Raw genomic sequence first — 18,436 nt, forward strand, 5'->3', positions numbered from 1 at the left:
TTATGAGCAGCGAAAACGCGACAAGTCCACCGCATGGCAATGAGGCATCCGTTGTTTTCTCGAAAGACGGGGCCATCGGTCATATCCTGTTAAACCGGCCCAAGGCATTGAATGCGCTTGACCTGCCGATGGTTGATGCGATCACAGCCAAACTTCGTGAGTGGGAAAACGATGAGACGGTTGTTGCAATCGTGATCGAAGGGGCAGGTGAAAAGGCCTTTTGTGCCGGTGGCGACATTCGCGGACTTTATGACGCGCGAAAACGTGATGACGATGCACTGCTTGATGCCTTCTATCGGCGGGAATACTGCCTGAACAATTACATCGCCACATATCCCAAGCCTTATATTGCCTTGATGAATGGCATTACGATGGGCGGGGGCGTCGGGGTTTCGGTGCATGGGCATTTCCGGGTGGTGACGGAACGCACATTGTTCGCAATGCCGGAAACTGGGATCGGGTTTTTCCCCGATGTCGGGGGCGGATATTTTCTGTCCCGCTGCCCGGGGCAGATCGGCCTCTATCTTGGTTTGACGGGGGCCCGGATAAAGGCCGCAGATTGCCTTTATGCCGACCTGGCAACCCATAATGTGAATAGCGAAAATATTGCCGCGCTGAAGTCGGATCTGTCGGCCATAGAAGGCGGGAATGATCCGTTTGCAGCGGTGAAGAAAGTTCTGGATGATCATCATGTAAAAGGTGAAGAGGGGATTCTGAATACCCTACGCACCGAGGTCGACAAGCTGTTTGGTGCCGATACGGTGGCAGATATTTTTGCCGCACTTGATGCGTCCTCGACTGATTTTGCCAAAGAAACGGCCAAAATACTGCGAAGCAAATCGCCAATTGCCGTTTGCGTGACGTTCGAACAGATCCGCCAGGGACGCGACATGACGCTGGCGCAGGATCTGGCGATGGAATTCCGTTTGTCACAGCGCACCGTTCGTATGCCAGATCTGTTCGAAGGAGTCCGTGCGGTGATTGTTGACAAGGATCACAGTCCGAAATGGCAACACGCCGATATTGGTCAGGTCGATCCGCGCGATGTGGCGGCATATTTTGACCTTTTACCTGAAGATAAAGAGTTGAAGTTGCAGTTCTGACTGGTTCTTTAACTGATAGAAATCAAAATAGAATCTCGATCATCGAGAAATCAGAGGAGACTCCAAATGGCGAAAATCGGTTTCATCGGTCTGGGAAATATGGGGGGGCCGATGGCGGCCAACCTGATCAAGGCCGGACACGCGCTGAAGGTTTTTGATTTGTCCGAGGCCGCGGTGAGCAAGGCGGTTACAGAAGGTGCAACCAAGGCATCAACGGTTGCCGACGCGGCAAAGGATGTCGAATTCGTTGTCACGGTTCTTCCTGCTGGCAAGCACGTGCTATCGGTTTATGACGGGCCAGATGGCGTGATTGCCAATGCCAAGGCGGGCACTCTTTTGATTGATAGCTCCACCATCGAAGTTGATGCTGCGCGCAAGGCGGCCGACCTGGCGAAGGCCAAAGGTCTTGGTGCAGTTGACGCGCCGATCTCTGGTGGGGTTGCAGGGGCGACCGCCGGAACACTGACATTCATGGTCGGCGGCGATGATGGTGATTTTGATCGCGCGAAACCGGTTCTTGAAGGAATGGGCAGTAATATCATTCATGCTGGCACCAGCGGGGCCGGGCAGGCGGCAAAGATTTGCAACAACATGGTGCTTGGCGTCAGCATGATTGCGGTATCCGAAGCCTTCATGCTTGCCAAGCGTCTGGGGCTGGACGCGCAGAAGCTGTTTGATATTTCGTCAAAAGCATCCGGTCAGTGCTGGTCCCTGACGAGTTACTGCCCCGTGCCGGGGCCGGTTCCGACGTCGCCGGCAAATCGCGATTATCAGCCGGGATTTGCTGTGGACATGATGCTCAAAGACCTGAAGCTTGCACAGCAGGCCGCGGCATCGTCTGGCGCGACAACACCAATGGGGGCGTTGGCCGAAAGCCTGTATGCGCTTTATTCAAATAGCGGGAATGGCGGGATGGATTTCTCGGCGATTGTCAAAATGCTGGATGGCGACAAGTAACGTTACGGCATTATGAGGTATGGTATGCAGGCCCGGTATTTGCCGGGCCTGTTTTTTTATGAATACCGTGGCCCGCATTAGTGGTAGATTTGTGCTGGCTAGCGGTCAAGGCACCGATACAGAAATTCCCGGATTGACGAATGACAACAAGAAACAATGCCCCGCGTGAAATCTATTTCGAATTGAGACAGGTTGGAAACTATCTGCGGTGTACGGCAATTGACGGAAAAACGGGAATCGAGGTGACAGTTGCCGGTCCGGTTTCGAGGAATCCGGAGCAACTCAAGCGCGTCGCAGTACAAAAACTTGAATACGTCCTCAATAAAGGATAAAGTATACAATATAAAGAGCGATGCATTCGGTGGCGTTGGTGTTTTATTCTAAGAATGAAATACGATTTGGTGTTTTTGACCAATTTATCAAAGCCGCTTGCAGCCTTCGACCTCATGTGTCTAAGGTTTGCACTCTAATCGCGCTTTTGGATAATGAACCACAATAAGAATGGTCGTGCCCAAAAGCTAGAACCGGGGAAAACCCGATAACAAAAAGACGGAGGCTTCGGAGGTTTGCTAGGGGGCAATGGGGAGACTTGGTCTCATCCAATCAATACAGCTGTATCTTGTTTTGCACCTTCAGCCAGTCGGTCGAAGACCTCGTTTGTCTGTGCCAAATCTAAGGTTGTGCAATGGATTGGGCTTATTTCTTACAACAATTGATCAACGGTCTGACGCTGGGAGCCATCTACGGTTTGATCGCCATCGGTTATACGATGGTTTACGGCATCATCGGTATGATCAACTTCGCGCACGGCGAAATCTATATGCTGGGCGCGTTTCATTCCCTGATCACGTTCCTGATCTGTCAGGCAGCAGGGATTAGCGGTATACTTCCGCTTACACTTCTTTTGATGCTGTTTGTGTCAATGGTACTCACCTCTATCTACGGGTGGGGCGTTGAACGGATTGCATACAGGCCGCTGCGCGGATCATTCCGTCTTGCAGCGCTGATTTCGGCCATCGGCATGTCGATCTTCCTGCAGAACTTCGTTCAGATTTCGCAGGGGGCCCGCGTGAAGCCGATGCAGCCACTGATCGAGGGTGGCATCACCCTGATGGAAAGCCCGAATTTCAACGTTCAGCTCAGCTATATGCAGATCGTCATTATTGTTCTGACCTTCGTGCTAATGGTTGTATTCTCGACGCTGATTGCGAAAACCTCGCTCGGTCGCGCCCAGCGCGCCTGTGAGCAGGATCGCACGATGGCAGGCCTTCTTGGTGTCAACGTTGATCGTACGATCTCCACGACCTTCGTCATGGGTGCAGCCCTTGCAGCGGTCGCTGGCATGATGGTGACCCTGTATTACGGCGTGATCGACTTCTATATCGGCTTCCTTGCCGGTGTTAAGGCCTTCACTGCAGCCGTTCTGGGCGGGATCGGCTCACTTCCGGGTGCGATGCTTGGCGGTTTGCTGATTGGTTTGATCGAAGCGTTCTGGTCGGGCTATCTCACAATCGAATACAAGGACGTTGCAACGTTCGGTATTCTGGTTCTTGTGCTGATTTTCCGTCCGTGGGGTCTGCTTGGTAAGCCGGAGGTCGAGAAAGTCTGATGTCCGCTCTTATCACTTCTTCACGGATTTCCGGTGCAGAGATTGTTAAGGAACTTGCGTTCTTTGCTGTCATTGCACTGCTGATGTCAGTCATGATCCTGGGTGTTGAGACAGTTGACCGTCCAACCGGACTTGAACTGGCCGTTCGCTGGGATCTTGTTATCACCGCGATCATATCGACCATCATCGGCCGACTGGCGTTGATCATTCGCCGCGAAAATATTTCGCGTGTCGGACAGGCTATCCTGATTACTGTGGCAGCTGTCGCAGTCTTCGAAATGTTTGTCCGCTTCCGCGATATGGATGACCGCTGGGCTTCCCCTGTTTTCATTGATATGGCGTTTAGCAGTGTAACCAGTATCGTTCTGGCCATTGCGTTTATCGCCATCGTCTTTGCAATCGCCTATTTCAGCATGAAAAAGGCAACTGCCGAAGAGGAAGAAAGCGGATCAAAGCTGTCCGCCAAAATCCAGTTGGCTTACCGGACCAACACCAAAAAGATCGGGGCGCTGGGGATTGTATTCTTCATCATCTTCCCGTTCCTGTTTGGTGAAAACCGTTCGGCGATCGATCTTGCAACCCTTGTCATGATCTACATCATGCTGGGTTGGGGCTTGAACATCGTGGTTGGTCTGGCGGGGCTGCTTGACCTTGGCTACGTTGCGTTCTACGCGGTCGGTGCCTATTCCTACGCACTTCTGTCGCAGCATTTTGATCTCAGCTTCTGGCTTTGTCTGCCATTGGCTGGCATTTTCGCCGCAAGCTTCGGGATCATCCTGGGCTTCCCTGTGCTACGACTGCGCGGGGACTATCTTGCGATTGTTACCCTTGGATTTGGCGAGATCATCCGTGTTGTTCTGATCAACTGGTATGATCTGACCGGCGGCCCGGACGGCATTTCTTCGATCGAACGGCCGAGTTTCTTTGGGTTCGCCGAGTTTGATCGACGCTTGCCGGAAGGGGTGATGGGCTTCAACGAATTGTTCGGTCTGGACTATTCGACGATGCATCGCCTGATTTTCCTGTATTATCTGATCCTTGTGCTGGCACTGGTGACTGCGTTTGTCACCGTACGATTGCGCAAACTGCCGATCGGTCGTGCATGGGAAGCGTTGCGTGAGGATGAAATTGCCTGCCGTTCGCTGGGTATCAACCCGACAAACACCAAGCTGTCAGCATTTGCCATCGGCGCAATGTTTGGCGGTTTTGCCGGCGCATTCTTTGCCACCCGTCAGGGCTTCATCAGCCCGGAAAGCTTTACCTTCCTCGAATCTGCCGTGATCCTTGCCATCGTTGTTCTGGGTGGTATGGGCAGTCAGATCGGGGTGGTTCTTGCCGCGATTGTGATGATTGGTTTCCCGGAAATGTTCCGTGAACTGGCCGAATATCGCATGCTGATTTTCGGGGCTGGTATGGTTGCCATCATGTTGTGGCGTCCGCGCGGTCTTCTGTCTTTCCGTGACCCGACCATTCTGCTGAATATGAGCAAGAAAGAAAAAGTTGCCGGAGAAGTCAAATGACCGACAACGTACAGCTTGAAGTCGAACATCTCACCATGCGCTTTGGCGGTCTGGTCGCCATTGACGATCTTTCGTTCACCGCAAGAAAGCGCGAGATTACGGCAATTATCGGCCCGAACGGGGCAGGGAAAACCACGGTTTTCAACTGTCTTACCGGGTTTTATGTTCCGACCGAGGGGCGTCTGACGCTTTATGCCAATGATGGACCGCGTTTGCTCGAACGTATGGAAGGTTTCCGTATTCCGCGCAACAACGGCGTTGCACGTACTTTCCAGAATATCCGTCTGTTTACGGGCATGACCGTTCTGGAAAACCTGATTGTCGCGCAGCATAACCAGCTTATGGAGGCATCCGCCTTTTCGCTGGCGGGGCTTTTCAATCTCGGTCGCTATACCAGTGCCGAGAAAGAAGCACTTGAGACAGCCAAGTTCTGGCTTAACAAGGTTGGCCTGTACGAGCAGGCTGACTGGAATGCCGGTAACCTGCCTTATGGTTCCCAGCGTCGTCTCGAGATTGCGCGTGCGATGTGCGTCAATCCTTCCTTGCTGTGTCTCGACGAGCCGGCAGCGGGTCTTAACCCTCGTGAGTCTGCGGAGCTCAACGTTCTGTTGCAAAGCATCCGTGACGATCAGGGGATCGGCCTTTTGCTGATCGAACATGACATGAGCGTCGTCATGAAGATTTCCGATCATGTGATCGTGCTTGATTACGGTAAAAAGATTGCTGACGGCAATCCTGACGAAGTCAAAAACGATCCGGCTGTTATTCGTGCTTACCTCGGCGAGGAAGAAGACGATGAACTGCCGCCGGAAGTCGCTGCCGACCTTCATCTTGATCCGAATGCGTAGCGAGGGAGCAGATCGATATGTCCATGCTGAAGATTGAAGGTGTTCACACCTTCTATGGCAATATCGAAGCCCTCAAGGGCATTGATATGGAAGTCAACGAAGGCGAGATCGTCACATTGATCGGTGCCAATGGTGCCGGCAAGACAACCTTGCTTATGACATGCTGCGGATCACCGCAGGCGTCCAAGGGGCGTATTCTGTTTGAAGGTCAGGATATCAGTCGCATGCCAACGCATGAGATTTGCCGTCTTGGCATTCAGCAGTCACCCGAAGGGCGCCGGATTTTCCCGCGCATGTCGGTTTATGAAAACCTGCAGATGGGGGCAAGCACCCAGGATCCGAAATATTTCGAAGAGGATCTGGAAATGGTGTTTGATCTGTTCCCTCGTCTGAAGGAACGCATCAACCAGCGTGCCGGCACGATGTCCGGCGGCGAACAGCAGATGCTGGCAATCGGTCGTGCCCTTATGGGACGTCCGCGCCTGCTTTTACTGGACGAACCGTCTCTCGGGATTGCGCCGCTTGTCGTGAAACAGATCTTCGAGACGATCAAGAAGATCAATCGCGAGAAGAAAGTAACGGTTTTCCTGGTCGAGCAGAATGCGTTTCACGCACTCAAACTTGCCCATCGCGGTTACGTGATGGTCAACGGCAACATCACTCTCTCGGGTACTGGTGCAGAACTTCTGGCAAATCCGGAAGTTCGGGCAGCTTATCTCGAGGGTGGTCACTAGGAGGACGGATATGGAAGCGATTACAGGTACCAGCATTGGTGTCACGATCGGAATGACCGTCATCCTGATGGGGTTCTGCGCGTTCATGACAGGGCAGGCGATTGCTAACACGTGGCGACCGTTTTACCAGCTTTACCCCTACGCGTTATTGCTGGGGGCAACTGACCGTTTCATGACCTTCGCTCTCTTCGAAGGCGAGTTGCTTTCGTTTTCAGGATATATCTTTGATACGGTTATCCTGTTTGTGATCATGGCGGCTGCCTTCCGTGTTACACGGGTCAACAAGATGCTGTCACAGTATCCGTGGCTTTACGAGCGTATGGGACCGTTCGGTTTCCGTGCACGCGAAGGAGCGGATGTCTGAACTTTTTGATGGTGACGGTTTGCCGTCACCATCGCATTGCTAAATTATTGGCAATGCAGTGTTTAGTACTATTGCACACTAATTCTGGGGTGTTAAAGTACAGGGAGCCGAAACCGGTAATCGACAAAAAAACGAGCCGGTTTAGGGTCCGAAAAAGATGGTTCTGTCATGGTGACGGGGCCAACCTTTGGAACAGGGAGACTTCTCTTATGTCGAAAACCAAGCTCGGCCTTCTGGCAACTGCTTCCGCGCTTGTCCTCTCGATGGGTGCAGCAAAAGCAGACATCGTTATCGCGACAGTTGGTCCGATGACCGGCCCGTACGCCGCCTTTGGCGAACAGATGACCCAGGGTGCCCAGAAAGCGGTTGCAGACCTCAATGCTGCCGGTGGCGTTAACGGCGAAAAAGTCGTTCTCGAAATCGGCGATGACGCTTGCGATCCGAAACAGGCTGTTGCTGTTGCAAACCAGCTCGTCAGCAAGGGTGTTGCCCTTGTCGCTGGTCACTTCTGCTCGGGCTCATCGATCCCGGCTTCTGAAGTTTACTTCGAAGAAGGCATCGTGCAGATTTCCCCGGCTTCGACCAACCCGCAGCTGACCGAACGTGATATGGATAACGTTTTCCGTGTTTGCGGCCGCGACGATCAGCAGGGCGAAGTTGCAGGCAAATATCTTGCTGAAAACTATGGCGACAAGAAAATCGCCATCGTTCATGACAAACAGGCTTATTCCAAAGGTCTCGCTGACGAGACCAAGAAAAACCTGAACGCTGCTGGCGTTGAAGAAGTCATGTACGAAGCCATCACCCCGGGCGAGAAAGATTACTCGGCTCTGGTGACCAAGCTGAAATCCGAAGGCGTTGATGTCCTTTATTACGGCGGTTATCACACCGAACTTGGTCTGATCGTTCGTCAGATGCGCAGCCAGGGTCTTGAGACTGTTGCGATTTCGGGTGATGCACTCAACTCGCTCGAATATTGGTCGATCACTGGCGATGCCGGTGCGGGCACTCTTTTCACCGCCGGTCCGGCGCTTGAAAAAGACCCGCGCAACGCTGAACTCGTAAAATACTTCGAAGGTCAGGGTTACAAGCCGGAAGGTTACACCCTTTACACCTATGGTGCGGTTCAGGCTTGGGCACAGGCAGTTGAAAAAGCCGGTACCACCGACTCTGAAGCTGTTATCGAAGCTCTGCACAGCGGCGATGCATTCGACACCGTTCTTGGTTCGATTTCCTTCGATGCCAAAGGCGATGTTGCTGCACCGGGTTACGTCTTCTATGAATGGAAAGACGGTGGCTACGATTACGCCAACTAATCAGATATTCTGATCGGCAGAAAGCCCGGTATTATGCCGGGCTTTTTTGTTGCTTGCCGGGTAGAAGAAAAGCGTCTTCAGATAATCCCGAAGACGCTTTTTCTTTAAGATCAAAAGGGCAGGCGTTTACTTCGCCTTGCGACCCAGACCGATTTTCTTGGCAAACTGCGAACGCTGTTTGGCATAGTTTGGTGCAACCATCGGATAATCTGACGGCAGGCCCCATTTCGCCCGGTATTCTTCCGGGGTCAAGTTATAGGTTGTCCGAAGATGGCGCTTGAGCATTTTGAGCTTTTTACCGTCTTCAAGGCAAATGATGTAATCATCGCCAATCGATTTGCGGATTGGAACCGCCGGTTTCAACGGCTCTTCTTCTTCAACGGTTTCGACTTCACGCAAATCGTCAAGCGAATTGAAAATCGTCGAAATCAATTCGGGAATCTGTGCAGATGCAATTGCATTGTTGCTGACATAAGCAGAAACGATATCAACAGTCATCTGTAGCAGTTCGTCGCGGTCCAGAACGCTGTTTTCAGCATCGGTCATCTTGAAATAATTCCTTCGTCATTACGAATAGACAATGCTTTTGCATTATTTCGAAGATATAGTCAAACAAGACTGTTATTCAATATGTCAATTCTACTTAAATTTTATAAGCCGGATAAAACTAGGATGGATGGCAAAGAAGTCGCATATGGGACCCAAAAATAGACAATTCGGTTTGATTTGAACAAAGGATGCATGTTTTGTTACATCGATTTTGATCTGAAGTGTGTAGTGCTCTATATATCAAGGTATATATATCATTATTTTTCTTTAATTGACCTGTTTCTAACGTAACTGGTGTGAACGTCTTTCCTTAAGTGTAGTAGCCTTGTCGGGTGAACACTCAAAAGTTGTCCATCTAAAACTTTAAGCACAAAGGCCGCTGTCCGTTGGCAGTTACGAAGCTATGTGCTAAAAGGCGCTCCAAATTACTGTTTGACGTATTTACCAAGGGCTCGCATATGACAGCCAAGACCATTGCCATCGCTGCCGATCACGGTGGTGTTGAACTCAAATCCCAAATCATCAAATCGCTTGCCGATAATGGCTGGGAAGTGATTGATCTCGGTACTGACGGATCGGCATCGGTCGATTATCCGGATTATGCGCAGGCCGTTGCAAAATCGATTATCAATGGCGATGCGGCGAGCGGCATCCTTGTCTGCGGCTCCGGGATTGGCATGAGCATTGCTGCCAACCGTTATCCGCAAATCCGTGCCGCTTTGGTGCATGACCGACTGTCAGCCGAACTGTGCCGTCAACACAACAACGCCAATGTTCTGTGCCTTGGCGCGCGCCTGCTTGGCGATGCGACGGCACTCGATTGCGTCAATGCATTCGTAACGACTGAATTTGAAGGCGGTCGACACGGACGTCGTGTCGAAAAACTGTCGTCACTTCCTGATTGATTTCTTTCGCCACCTGGCAATAACCCGGTACGGGTTTCGAACTTTGCTGCGTTCGGTCCCGCCACATCGTATCGAGAGGCCCCATAATGTCGTTTAAAGGCTTTTTCTCTACCAGCTTGTCAGAAGCAGATCCGGCCCTGTTCAAATCAGTAACTGACGAACTGGATCGTCAGCAGAACCAGATCGAAATGATCGCCTCCGAGAATATTGTTTCCAAGGCCGTGATCGAGGCACAGGGAACGGTTCTGACCAACAAATATGCCGAAGGTTACCCTTCACGCCGTTACTATGGTGGCTGCGAGTTTGTTGACGTTGCCGAGGAACTTGCAATCAATCGTGCCAAAGAACTGTTCGGTTGCGAATTCGTCAACGTTCAGCCGCATTCGGGCGCACAGGCAAACGGTGCTGTCATGCTGGCGCTTTGCAAACCGGGCGATACCATTCTCGGCATGTCACTTGATGCAGGTGGCCATCTGACCCATGGCGCACGTCCTGCGCTTTCGGGGAAATGGTTCAATGCCATTCAGTATGGCGTACGTGAAGACGACCTGACCCTTGATTATGATCAGGTTGAAGCCCTTGCAGCCGAACATAAACCGACCCTGATCATCGCTGGTGGCTCGGCTATTCCACGCCAGATTGATTTCAAGCGTTTCCGCGAAATTGCGGACAAGGTTGGTGCGCTGCTGATGGTTGATATGGCGCACTTTGCTGGTCTGGTTGCCGGTGGCGTTCATCCGAGCCCGCTTCCTTATGCAGACATTGTCACCACCACCACTCATAAAACTCTTCGCGGTCCGCGCGGCGGCATGATCCTGTCGAACAATGTTGAAATCGGCAAAAAGATCAATTCGGCGGTCTTCCCTGGCCTGCAGGGTGGCCCGTTGATGCATGTCATCGCGGCCAAGGCAGTTGCTTTTGGCGAAGCATTGCGTCCGGAATTCAAGGAATATGCGCAGCAGGTTGTCGACAATGCCAAGGCCTTGGCCGAAGTTCTGGTAAAACGCGGTTTCGATATCGTAACCGGCGGCACCGATACGCACCTGATGCTGGTTGACCTGCGTCCCAAGGGGCTTAAGGGCAACAACGCGGAAGTCGCACTTGAGCGTGCAGGGATCACCTGCAACAAGAACGGCATTCCGTTTGACACCGAAAAGCCTACCATTACATCGGGCGTTCGTTTGGGTACGCCGGCTGGCACCACGCGTGGCTTTGGTGTAGAGGAATTCAAGCAGATCGGCGAATTGATCGGTGATGTGCTTGACGCCCTTGTAGATAATCCTGATGGCAATGCCCAGATCGAGAATGCTGTTCGCACCAAGGTCGAAGACCTTTGCAAACGCTTCCCGATTTATGCCTGATCCTTTCAGGAGCGAGTAAAAACAATGCGTTGCCCGTTCTGTGGCCATACAGACACCCAGGTCAAGGACTCCCGTCCGACCGAGGAACATCACGCTATTCGCCGGCGCCGGTTTTGCCCAGCCTGTGGATCGCGTTTCACGACGTTTGAACGTGTTCAGCTCCGTGAATTGATGGTGGTGAAAAAGGATGGGCAACGCGAATTGTTTGATCGTGACAAGCTTGCGCGATCAATCTTTCTTGCCTGCCGTAAACGTCCGATTGAGGACGAGCGTGTCGAAAAGGCGCTTAACGGTATTCAACGTCGTCTAGAAAGCAGTGGTGAAAGCGACATTTCAACCGACACGATCGGTGAAATGGTGATGGGGGCGTTGATCGCACTCGATCAGGTTGCTTATGTCCGTTATGCTTCGGTGTATAAGAACTTCCGTGAAGCCCGCGACTTCGAACAGTTCGTGGAAAACATGCATGATGGGGAAGAAGGGGCGGACGCAGAGTAATGACAACTCCCGCGTTTTCGGATGATGACCGGCATTTCATGCGGGTCGCTCTAAGCCTGTCAAAACGCGGTCTGGGAAATGTCTGGCCCAACCCGTCTGTCGGGTGTGTTCTGGTTTCACCCCAGGGAACGATTGTCGGGCGCGGTTTCACCAAGCCGGGTGGAAGACCCCATGCCGAACGTGTTGCTCTGGATGAGGCTGCAGAAAAGGCCCGCAATGCGACGGCCTATGTCACCCTTGAACCATGCAGCCATTTCGGCGTATCGCCCCCCTGTGCCGCAGGCCTGATTGAGGCCGGTGTTAAACGTGTTGTCAGTGCGCTTGAAGACCCGGACGATCGTGTATCCGGGCGAGGCCACGATATGTTGCGTGATGCGGGCATTATTGTTGATGTCGGGCTTTATGGTGACGAAGCGCGTCGTATTAATTCCGGTTTTCTGTCGCGCATTCTGTCCGGGCGTCCAACGGTGACGCTGAAACTTGCATCAACCATGGATGGTCGATCGGCAACAAAATCAGGCGAAAGCAAATGGATAACCGGTAGTGCTGCGCGCGAGCAGGGGCATGTGTTGCGTGCCAATCATGACGCGATCCTTGTCGGTGCAAATACCGTCTTGACGGATAACCCGACCCTGACGTGCCGTATCGCCGGGCGCTACGAACAATCACCTGTTCGCATCATCCTGGATCGCAAAGGCGAGGTGCCACTGTCGGCTGACATGGTGACAAGTGCCAATAATGTTCCTACCTGGGTCGTGACAACGGATGCACTTTTGCGCGAAGTTTCTGAAAAATTTACAAAAACCGGCGTGAAAGTACTTTCTGCCAGATGCGAAAATGATCATTTCGACCTAAATGACGTGATGAAACGTTTGGGCGAACTGGGGTTGACCCGTGTGCTGGTCGAAAGTGGCGGTATTCTTGCAGCCAGTCTGGTGCGGGATAATCTCGTTGATCGCATTATCCACTTCAGCGCCCCCTCCATTATAGGGGCGGATGGGAAGGCAATGATCGCGAATCTTGGTTTTGATCGCCTGTCAGATATATCGATGTTCCGGCGTGTTTCTATTCGCGCAGCAGGCAAGGATATCGTGACAAACTATGAGAAAATAACGGATTAATTGAATGTTCACAGGCATCATCACAGATATAGGTACCGTTCGCAAAATTGAAAAGCGCGGCGATACACGGTTTGAGTTCACGACAGGTTTCGATACTTCCAAAATCGTTCTGGGTGCATCAATTTCCTGCAATGGCGCCTGCATGACCGTGATTGAAACCGGGGCGGACTGGTTTGCCATCGAAGCATCTGCCGAAAGTCTGAGCAAAACGACGATGGGTGATCTTGGTATCGGATCACGGGTCAATCTGGAACAGGCAACCCGGGTTGGGGACGAGCTGGGTGGCCACATTGTTTCGGGGCATGTCGACGGCGTTGCAATCCTTACGAAACGCCTTTCGGAAGGTGACTCTCTGCGTCTGACATTCGAGGTTCCCGAGGTTTTTGCGAAATATATAGCGTCAAAGGGCTCCGTAACGCTTGAAGGTGTTTCTTTGACGGTCAATGAGGTTGACGGAAACACTTTTGGTATCAATCTGATACCCCATACCCAGACACATACGACGCTGGGATCGAAGCAACCGGGAGACCGGATCAATTTCGAGATAGACATGCTGGCGCGTTATGTCGCGCGCATGCTGGGGAAGGATTGAATAGCCATGCCACATCGCCACCTTTCGCCGATTGAAGATGTTATTGAAGAAGCCCGTAACGGCCGGATGTTCATCCTTGTCGACGACGAGGATCGTGAGAACGAGGGCGATCTGGTTATTCCCGCGCAAATGGCGACACCCGATGCCGTGAATTTCATGGCAACTCATGGCCGTGGGCTTATTTGTCTGACGCTTGAATCCGAACGGTGCGATCATCTTGGCCTGCCTTTGATGAGCGCGCGAAACGGTACACGACATGAAACGGCATTCACCGTTTCGATAGAGGCGGCAACCGGAGTCACAACCGGGATATCCGCCCCGGACAGAGCCAGAACAATTTCTGTAGCGATTGATCCAAAATCAACGGCGGATGATATAGTAACCCCGGGGCACATCTTTCCGCTTCGTGCGCGTCCGGGCGGGGTTCTGGTCCGTGCCGGGCATACCGAGGCATCGGTTGATATTTCCCGGCTGGCTGGGCTCAATCCGTCTGGTGTCATCTGCGAGATCATGAGCGAAAGCGGCGAAATGGCGCGTTTGCCAGAACTCGTTGAATTTGCCCAAAAGCATAATTTGAAAATTGCGCAGATTGCCGACTTGATCCGCTATCGCAGGAAACACGAAAAAGTCGTTCAGCGTAAGGCGACAACCAAAATCAATTCGCTGCATGGTGGCGAGTTTGAGCTTAATCTTTATGTAAACAATATCACCTATGCGGAACATATCGCGCTTGTTAAAGGCGATATTTCTGATAGTGCACCAGTCCTTACACGCGTCCATGCCCTGAATGTTCTTGAAGATGTACTTGGCGACCGGCAGGGAAGCCACGGTGGTGAGTTGCAGGCAGCAATGCGCCAGATCGGTGAGGAGGGACGTGGTGTGATCGTTCTGATCCGTGAACCGCGACCCAATACGCTTTCGTCATCGATTGCAAAACTGATCGAACGGCACGGTGGCGATGGCGAGGCACTTCGTCAGGAAATCGCGAAAACCGCTGGCGACTCTGATTTGCGCGATTATGGTGTTGGGGCGCAAATCTTGCTGGATTTGGGCATTCACGACATGATTTTGCTTTCAAACACCAAAAGACACATCGTAGGACTTGACGGGTTCGGTCTAAATTTGGTTGATCAGCGTCCGCTTGTCGTCTCGGAGGAATAAAACATGAGTAACGGTCCGCACATCCTGATCGTTGATGCGCCTTATTACACCCACATCGTCGAAGATCTGGTCAAAGGGGCTGCGTCGACTCTGGAAGCTGGTGGTGCGACTTGGGACCGGCTTTCTGTTTCCGGTGCCTTCGAAGTTCCGATAGCAATTCGCTATGCCGTACAGTCGATGGCTGACCTTGCAACGGGCCCTCGGTATGATGGCTATCTTGCTCTCGGGTGTGTTATCCGCGGTGAAACCACGCATTACGATCACATCTGCGAAGAAGCCAACCGTGCCTTGATGCAGCTTTGCCTTGATTATCGTCTGGCGATCGGCAATGGCATCCTGACTGTTGAAAATGAAGCCCAGGCACTTGCACGTGCCAAGGCCGATCAGAAGAATAAAGGGGGCGAGGCCGCCCGCGCCGTTCTTCGTATGATCGAAGTTCAAAACCACTTTGGAATACATCACAAGTAATGACCGATAAACCCAAGGCTTCAGCCGCCCAACGACGCAGTGCCGCGCGTTTTGCTGCCATTCAGGCGCTTTATCAGGCCGAGCTTTCACAGCTTTCGGCCGGTGACGTCGTGCGTGAATACTCCGACTTCCGCCTTGATGGCGAAGGTGTTCGCGACCTTGACGAGCCGAATGACAACCTTATTGACCCGGATCGCGGTTTTTTTGCCGATCTGGTTCAGGGGGTCACCGCGCGTACCGTCGACATTGACGGATTGATCGATTCAGCTTTGGAAAAAGGCTGGACCACCAAGCGTCTTGAAACCGTTTTGCGCAGTATCCTAAGGGCGGGAACCTACGAGTTGATGATGCGTGAAGACGTTCCGATGCGTGTCGTCATCACCGAATACGTGGATGCGGCCCATTCGTTCTTTGACGAAACCGAGCCGAAGCTGGTGAATGCTGTTCTTGACCGGATCGGCAAAACGCTTCGTGCAGGTGAAACCGGGCAGCAATAATATGGCAGGGCGGTCAGGAGAGTTTGATCTGATCGCGCGTCATTTTGCGCCAATCGCGCAAAAGTCAGAAGCCGCATTGTCTCTTATGGACGATGCGGCTGTTTTGTCCGTGCCCGATGGGCAGGAACTGGTGATAACGGTTGATGCTCTTGTTGCCGATGTCCATTTCCGAAGCCAGGACTACCCGGCCGATATTGCGCGCAAGGTAATGCGTGTTAACCTGTCGGATATTGCCGCAATGGGGGCATCCCCATTGGGCGTCGTATTGACAGCAGGATATCACCGGGATTTGTCCGAAGATTGGATCGCGGAATTTGCGAACGGTTTGGGACAAGATTGCGATGCCTTCAACGCACCACTTCTGGGCGGCGATACCGTTGGCACACCTGGTCCTACATTCTTTAGCCTGACAGCATTTGGCGCGGTACCGACGGGAAGAGCGCTCCGCCGTGATGCGGCCAAGCCTGGTGATCTGATTGCGGTCACGGGTACCTTGGGGGATGGCGCACTTGGCTTGAAGGTTCTGCAGGGCGATTTAAGCAGCCTTGATCACGAAGATGCAGCGTTTCTGAAATCGCGATACTGGGTGCCTCAACCACGTTTGGAAATCGGTCGAAAATGCGTAGCTGCCAACCGACGGTATGCCGCTATGGATCTTTCAGACGGACTGGCGGGGGACTGCCGAAAAATTTGCGCAGCATCCAATGTCGGTATGACCTTTGATCAAGAACGGATTCCACTTTCAAAGGCCGCCCGAAATGCTGTGCAGAATGATCCCACACTTTGGAATGCGGTATTTTGTGGCGGTGATGATTACGAACTTCTGATTTGTGCAGATCCCAATGAAATCAAAAAACTGGGTGATGATGTTGCAATTATTGGCGAAGTCACAAATCGAAGCGGGCAGGTTGATCTGATTGGTATGGATAAAAAAATGGCCGAACTCGCAAAGGGCGGGTTCGACCATTTTGGATACTAAGCGGACTTATTTCGTTTCGCTGAAGCGACCAAGGTTGCCAAACAACTGCTGCAGGATTGTGATTTCCTTGCCTGCAGTTGGCGTGATCCGGTCGGTTGGAATGACCGGCTTTCCGTCTTCAAGGTCATACTCGCTAAGAATATCAACCCGGTTTGCGGCATCAAAACTGATCAGAACGACTTTCTGTTCGACAACATCCGGCTCGAGAAAGGCAATTGTTTCTGTCCTGCGTGAAATATATAGCCAGACATTTTCGTCGAATGCCGCAACGCTGGATGGTGATCCCAAAAGGTCGGTGACATCACCCTTGGTCGATTCCCCGATCACGATCTGTTCGAGTGCTTCCGGTTCGGGGGCATTGCCGCGCGTCGCAATACGCGGGCTGCAGGCAGAAACGACTGCCATTGCCAGTCCGGCCAGCATCAGAAGGGAAATGCGTGTTGTTCTTTTATGCATGGAACTCACCAGAGCGATCCGCTAGTTGAAATCAATAAGGAATTGCCTTGAGTTTCAGCGCTGGGCGCATGATATTGCCGGGCAATGGTGGGGCAGTATCGCCCCGGGAAATTTACGGCATTCTGCGTGCCATGGCTGGAATGTCAACGAAGGAGTGTTGCTGTTGTTCGGCTGGTTGAAGAAAAAAGACCGCAAACAAAGTGCAGCCTTTGCGCTTTACACCAGAATGGTCGAGCAGGCGCGAGACCCTGCATTCTATACACGTCTTGGCGTTGCCGACACGATGGAAGGTCGGTTTGACCTGATTCTGGTGCATGCGTTCGTTCTGTTTCGACGTCTGAAAAAAGACAATGAAAGCCGGGAGCTGGCACAGGAAATCTTTGACGTGATGTTTTCCGACCTTGATCAGAATATGCGTGAGATGGGAATTGGTGACGTCGGAATCCTTAAACGCATCCGGAAAATGTCGGAGTCCTATCACGGTCGCATCGTCGCCTACGAGGAAGGCGTGCAAACTGGCGCCATAGAACTTGCAGCCGCCCTTAACCGCAATCTGTACGCAGATAATGACGCAAGCGACGCACAATTGATGGCCATGGTTGGCTATATCAATGATGCCCTTGCAAATCTTGATCGTCAGAAAACCGAAGAATTACACAACGGCGTCATTCATTTTCCGGCCGTGCCGGAAATCGCTGTTGCACAAACCGAATAGAAAGAGGCCCAAATGCCTGAGCAAATCGCACCTGAGTTTTCCCGTATCGTCAACACTGACGAACAGGTCGGGAAAAAGAACAAGATCGAGATTGAAGCGAACGAAAAAGAGTGTGCTGCACTTGCTGAACGCTTCGAACTGATTGCGATCAACAGTTTGAAGGCGACCCTGACAATCACGACGGCAGGCAACGGCGAAGTTACCCTGCGTGGTCCAATGCATGCCGATATTATTCAGCGTTGTGTCGCAACCCTCGAACCGGTTCCCGAGATTGTCGAAGACGAGGTGGAAGTTCTGTTTTCGCCGCATATTTCCGAAGATGATCTTCCGTCGAATCCCGATGATCTGGATGATCTTTCCGAAGAGGAACTTATGGCTCTTCTTGATCAGCCAGAGCCATTGGTTGATGGCAAAATTGATGTTGGCGAAGTCGTTTCGCAATTTCTTGCCGTGGCTATGGACCCATACCCCCGCAAGGATGGTGCAAAAGTCGCCGACGTGGTCAAATCCGAGGATGACGAAGAAGAGCGTCCGAACCCGTTTGCCAAACTTGCGGGCCTTAAGGAACAGCTTGAGAAGAAAAACTAAATTACCATTCTGGTTGCGTGTTTCGTCATGTAAGATATCGCTGAAATGCCGGTCGTTACCGGCATTTCACGCTTTTGAGCGAAAATACGGACCGA

The 18,436-nt window shown here is 52.1% G+C and carries 22 protein-coding genes; 20 read left to right on the plus strand and 2 right to left on the minus strand.

The features are described 5' to 3' along the window. Positions 1 to 2: 2 nt before the first annotated feature. The 9 genes from AUP42_RS02940 to AUP42_RS02980 all read left to right on the plus strand — a co-directional run bounded on the left by AUP42_RS02940 (position 3) and on the right by AUP42_RS02980 (position 8,451). Entirely contained in the window at positions 3 to 1,103 is a 1,101-nt protein-coding gene (locus tag AUP42_RS02940) for an enoyl-CoA hydratase/isomerase family protein (RefSeq protein ID WP_062948751.1), read from the plus strand. A 66-nt stretch (positions 1,104 to 1,169) separates the two neighbouring features. Next, complete coding sequence (gene mmsB / locus AUP42_RS02945; RefSeq protein ID WP_062948753.1) at positions 1,170 to 2,060, plus strand: 3-hydroxyisobutyrate dehydrogenase; 891 nt, start codon at positions 1,170 to 1,172, stop codon at positions 2,058 to 2,060. Positions 2,061 to 2,200: 140 nt separating this feature from the next. Then, the gene (locus tag AUP42_RS22040; protein WP_062948755.1) at positions 2,201 to 2,392 is read left to right on the plus strand and encodes a DUF6898 family protein; all 192 of its coding nucleotides are present in this window, start codon (positions 2,201 to 2,203) and stop codon (positions 2,390 to 2,392) included. A 353-nt stretch (positions 2,393 to 2,745) separates the two neighbouring features. Next, on the plus strand, positions 2,746 to 3,669 hold the full coding sequence (locus AUP42_RS02955; protein WP_062948757.1) for an ABC transporter permease subunit: 924 nt from the start codon (positions 2,746 to 2,748) through the stop codon (positions 3,667 to 3,669). Continuing rightward, positions 3,669 to 5,189 (plus strand): high-affinity branched-chain amino acid ABC transporter permease LivM, encoded by a 1,521-nt coding sequence (gene livM, locus AUP42_RS02960; protein ID WP_062948759.1) that lies wholly within the window; start codon positions 3,669 to 3,671, stop codon positions 5,187 to 5,189. The genes AUP42_RS02955 and livM overlap by 1 nt, the downstream gene beginning before the upstream one ends. Then, positions 5,186 to 6,037: an ABC transporter ATP-binding protein gene (locus AUP42_RS02965; RefSeq protein WP_062948761.1), complete on the plus strand. Its 852-nt coding sequence runs from the start codon at positions 5,186 to 5,188 to the stop codon at positions 6,035 to 6,037. The genes livM and AUP42_RS02965 overlap by 4 nt, the downstream gene beginning before the upstream one ends. A gap of 23 nt (positions 6,038 to 6,060) precedes the next feature. Beyond that, the gene (locus tag AUP42_RS02970; protein WP_007089524.1) at positions 6,061 to 6,771 is read left to right on the plus strand and encodes an ABC transporter ATP-binding protein; all 711 of its coding nucleotides are present in this window, start codon (positions 6,061 to 6,063) and stop codon (positions 6,769 to 6,771) included. A gap of 10 nt (positions 6,772 to 6,781) precedes the next feature. Beyond that, positions 6,782 to 7,135, plus strand: a complete 354-nt coding sequence (locus tag AUP42_RS02975; protein WP_062948763.1) for a DUF6867 family protein — start codon at positions 6,782 to 6,784, stop codon at positions 7,133 to 7,135. A 209-nt stretch (positions 7,136 to 7,344) separates the two neighbouring features. Beyond that, positions 7,345 to 8,451, plus strand: a complete 1,107-nt coding sequence (locus AUP42_RS02980) for a branched-chain amino acid ABC transporter substrate-binding protein (protein WP_062948765.1) — start codon at positions 7,345 to 7,347, stop codon at positions 8,449 to 8,451. Positions 8,452 to 8,577: 126 nt separating this feature from the next. Here the strand turns inward: AUP42_RS02980 and AUP42_RS02985 are convergent, their stop codons facing one another. Then, on the minus strand, positions 8,578 to 8,997 hold the full coding sequence (locus AUP42_RS02985) for a MucR family transcriptional regulator (protein WP_062948767.1): 420 nt from the start codon (positions 8,995 to 8,997) through the stop codon (positions 8,578 to 8,580). Positions 8,998 to 9,458: 461 nt separating this feature from the next. Here AUP42_RS02985 and rpiB point away from each other — a divergent pair, with 461 nt between their 5' ends. The 9 genes from rpiB (at position 9,459) to thiL (ending at position 16,582) form a co-directional block, all read left to right on the plus strand. Continuing rightward, positions 9,459 to 9,905, plus strand: coding sequence for a ribose 5-phosphate isomerase B (gene rpiB, locus AUP42_RS02990; RefSeq protein ID WP_062948769.1), 447 nt, complete (start codon positions 9,459 to 9,461; stop codon positions 9,903 to 9,905). 86 nt (positions 9,906 to 9,991) lie between these two features. Beyond that, positions 9,992 to 11,266 carry a serine hydroxymethyltransferase gene (glyA, locus tag AUP42_RS02995; RefSeq protein ID WP_062948771.1) on the plus strand — a complete coding sequence of 425 codons (1,275 nt, stop codon included), beginning with the start codon at positions 9,992 to 9,994 and terminating at the stop codon, positions 11,264 to 11,266. 24 nt (positions 11,267 to 11,290) lie between these two features. Then, a complete protein-coding gene (gene nrdR, locus AUP42_RS03000; protein WP_062948773.1) occupies positions 11,291 to 11,764 on the plus strand; it encodes a transcriptional regulator NrdR in 474 nt (157 codons plus the stop codon). Next, positions 11,764 to 12,885, plus strand: coding sequence for a bifunctional diaminohydroxyphosphoribosylaminopyrimidine deaminase/5-amino-6-(5-phosphoribosylamino)uracil reductase RibD (gene ribD, locus AUP42_RS03005; protein WP_062948775.1), 1,122 nt, complete (start codon positions 11,764 to 11,766; stop codon positions 12,883 to 12,885). The genes nrdR and ribD overlap by 1 nt, the downstream gene beginning before the upstream one ends. A gap of 4 nt (positions 12,886 to 12,889) precedes the next feature. Next, the gene (locus tag AUP42_RS03010; protein ID WP_062948779.1) at positions 12,890 to 13,477 is read left to right on the plus strand and encodes a riboflavin synthase; all 588 of its coding nucleotides are present in this window, start codon (positions 12,890 to 12,892) and stop codon (positions 13,475 to 13,477) included. A 6-nt stretch (positions 13,478 to 13,483) separates the two neighbouring features. Continuing rightward, positions 13,484 to 14,638: a 3,4-dihydroxy-2-butanone-4-phosphate synthase gene (gene ribB, locus AUP42_RS03015; protein WP_062948781.1), complete on the plus strand. Its 1,155-nt coding sequence runs from the start codon at positions 13,484 to 13,486 to the stop codon at positions 14,636 to 14,638. Positions 14,639 to 14,641: 3 nt separating this feature from the next. After that, positions 14,642 to 15,106, plus strand: coding sequence for a 6,7-dimethyl-8-ribityllumazine synthase (gene ribH / locus AUP42_RS03020; RefSeq protein ID WP_062948783.1), 465 nt, complete (start codon positions 14,642 to 14,644; stop codon positions 15,104 to 15,106). Next, positions 15,106 to 15,603 carry a transcription antitermination factor NusB gene (gene nusB / locus AUP42_RS03025; protein ID WP_062948785.1) on the plus strand — a complete coding sequence of 166 codons (498 nt, stop codon included), beginning with the start codon at positions 15,106 to 15,108 and terminating at the stop codon, positions 15,601 to 15,603. The genes ribH and nusB overlap by 1 nt, the downstream gene beginning before the upstream one ends. After that, positions 15,545 to 16,582 (plus strand): thiamine-phosphate kinase, encoded by a 1,038-nt coding sequence (thiL, locus tag AUP42_RS03030; RefSeq protein ID WP_231858135.1) that lies wholly within the window; start codon positions 15,545 to 15,547, stop codon positions 16,580 to 16,582. Before nusB ends, thiL begins: the two co-directional genes overlap by 59 nt. 6 nt (positions 16,583 to 16,588) lie before the next feature. Here the strand turns inward: thiL and AUP42_RS03035 are convergent, their stop codons facing one another. Then, positions 16,589 to 17,038 carry an outer membrane protein assembly factor BamE gene (locus AUP42_RS03035; RefSeq protein WP_062948789.1) on the minus strand — a complete coding sequence of 150 codons (450 nt, stop codon included), beginning with the start codon at positions 17,036 to 17,038 and terminating at the stop codon, positions 16,589 to 16,591. A 163-nt stretch (positions 17,039 to 17,201) separates the two neighbouring features. Here AUP42_RS03035 and AUP42_RS03040 point away from each other — a divergent pair, with 163 nt between their 5' ends. Next, on the plus strand, positions 17,202 to 17,753 hold the full coding sequence (locus AUP42_RS03040; protein WP_062948791.1) for a ubiquinol-cytochrome C chaperone family protein: 552 nt from the start codon (positions 17,202 to 17,204) through the stop codon (positions 17,751 to 17,753). Positions 17,754 to 17,765: 12 nt separating this feature from the next. Then, a complete protein-coding gene (locus AUP42_RS03045; protein ID WP_062948793.1) occupies positions 17,766 to 18,341 on the plus strand; it encodes a YceD family protein in 576 nt (191 codons plus the stop codon). The last annotated feature ends 95 nt before the right edge of the window (positions 18,342 to 18,436 follow it).

Origin of the sequence: Thalassospira lucentensis (assembly GCF_001613805.1) — a bacterium.
Classification (GTDB): domain Bacteria; phylum Pseudomonadota; class Alphaproteobacteria; order Rhodospirillales; family Thalassospiraceae; genus Thalassospira; species Thalassospira lucentensis_A.

What these genes read in the sequence shown, in the direction of transcription:
- AUP42_RS02940 (WP_062948751.1), top strand. Translation starts at nt 3, where the DNA reads ATGAGCAGCGAAAACGCGACAAGTCCACCGCATGGCAATGAGGCATCC.
- mmsB (WP_062948753.1), top strand. Translation starts at nt 1,170, where the DNA reads ATGGCGAAAATCGGTTTCATCGGTCTGGGAAATATGGGGGGGCCGATG.
- AUP42_RS22040 (WP_062948755.1), top strand. Translation starts at nt 2,201, where the DNA reads ATGACAACAAGAAACAATGCCCCGCGTGAAATCTATTTCGAATTGAGA.
- AUP42_RS02955 (WP_062948757.1), top strand. Translation starts at nt 2,746, where the DNA reads ATGGATTGGGCTTATTTCTTACAACAATTGATCAACGGTCTGACGCTG.
- livM (WP_062948759.1), top strand. Translation starts at nt 3,669, where the DNA reads ATGTCCGCTCTTATCACTTCTTCACGGATTTCCGGTGCAGAGATTGTT.
- AUP42_RS02965 (WP_062948761.1), top strand. Translation starts at nt 5,186, where the DNA reads ATGACCGACAACGTACAGCTTGAAGTCGAACATCTCACCATGCGCTTT.
- AUP42_RS02970 (WP_007089524.1), top strand. Translation starts at nt 6,061, where the DNA reads ATGCTGAAGATTGAAGGTGTTCACACCTTCTATGGCAATATCGAAGCC.
- AUP42_RS02975 (WP_062948763.1), top strand. Translation starts at nt 6,782, where the DNA reads ATGGAAGCGATTACAGGTACCAGCATTGGTGTCACGATCGGAATGACC.
- AUP42_RS02980 (WP_062948765.1), top strand. Translation starts at nt 7,345, where the DNA reads ATGTCGAAAACCAAGCTCGGCCTTCTGGCAACTGCTTCCGCGCTTGTC.
- AUP42_RS02985 (WP_062948767.1), bottom strand. Translation starts at nt 8,997, where the DNA reads ATGACCGATGCTGAAAACAGCGTTCTGGACCGCGACGAACTGCTACAG.
- rpiB (WP_062948769.1), top strand. Translation starts at nt 9,459, where the DNA reads ATGACAGCCAAGACCATTGCCATCGCTGCCGATCACGGTGGTGTTGAA.
- glyA (WP_062948771.1), top strand. Translation starts at nt 9,992, where the DNA reads ATGTCGTTTAAAGGCTTTTTCTCTACCAGCTTGTCAGAAGCAGATCCG.
- nrdR (WP_062948773.1), top strand. Translation starts at nt 11,291, where the DNA reads ATGCGTTGCCCGTTCTGTGGCCATACAGACACCCAGGTCAAGGACTCC.
- ribD (WP_062948775.1), top strand. Translation starts at nt 11,764, where the DNA reads ATGACAACTCCCGCGTTTTCGGATGATGACCGGCATTTCATGCGGGTC.
- AUP42_RS03010 (WP_062948779.1), top strand. Translation starts at nt 12,890, where the DNA reads ATGTTCACAGGCATCATCACAGATATAGGTACCGTTCGCAAAATTGAA.
- ribB (WP_062948781.1), top strand. Translation starts at nt 13,484, where the DNA reads ATGCCACATCGCCACCTTTCGCCGATTGAAGATGTTATTGAAGAAGCC.
- ribH (WP_062948783.1), top strand. Translation starts at nt 14,642, where the DNA reads ATGAGTAACGGTCCGCACATCCTGATCGTTGATGCGCCTTATTACACC.
- nusB (WP_062948785.1), top strand. Translation starts at nt 15,106, where the DNA reads ATGACCGATAAACCCAAGGCTTCAGCCGCCCAACGACGCAGTGCCGCG.
- thiL (WP_231858135.1), top strand. Translation starts at nt 15,545, where the DNA reads ATGCTGTTCTTGACCGGATCGGCAAAACGCTTCGTGCAGGTGAAACCG.
- AUP42_RS03035 (WP_062948789.1), bottom strand. Translation starts at nt 17,038, where the DNA reads ATGCATAAAAGAACAACACGCATTTCCCTTCTGATGCTGGCCGGACTG.
- AUP42_RS03045 (WP_062948793.1), top strand. Translation starts at nt 17,766, where the DNA reads ATGCCTGAGCAAATCGCACCTGAGTTTTCCCGTATCGTCAACACTGAC.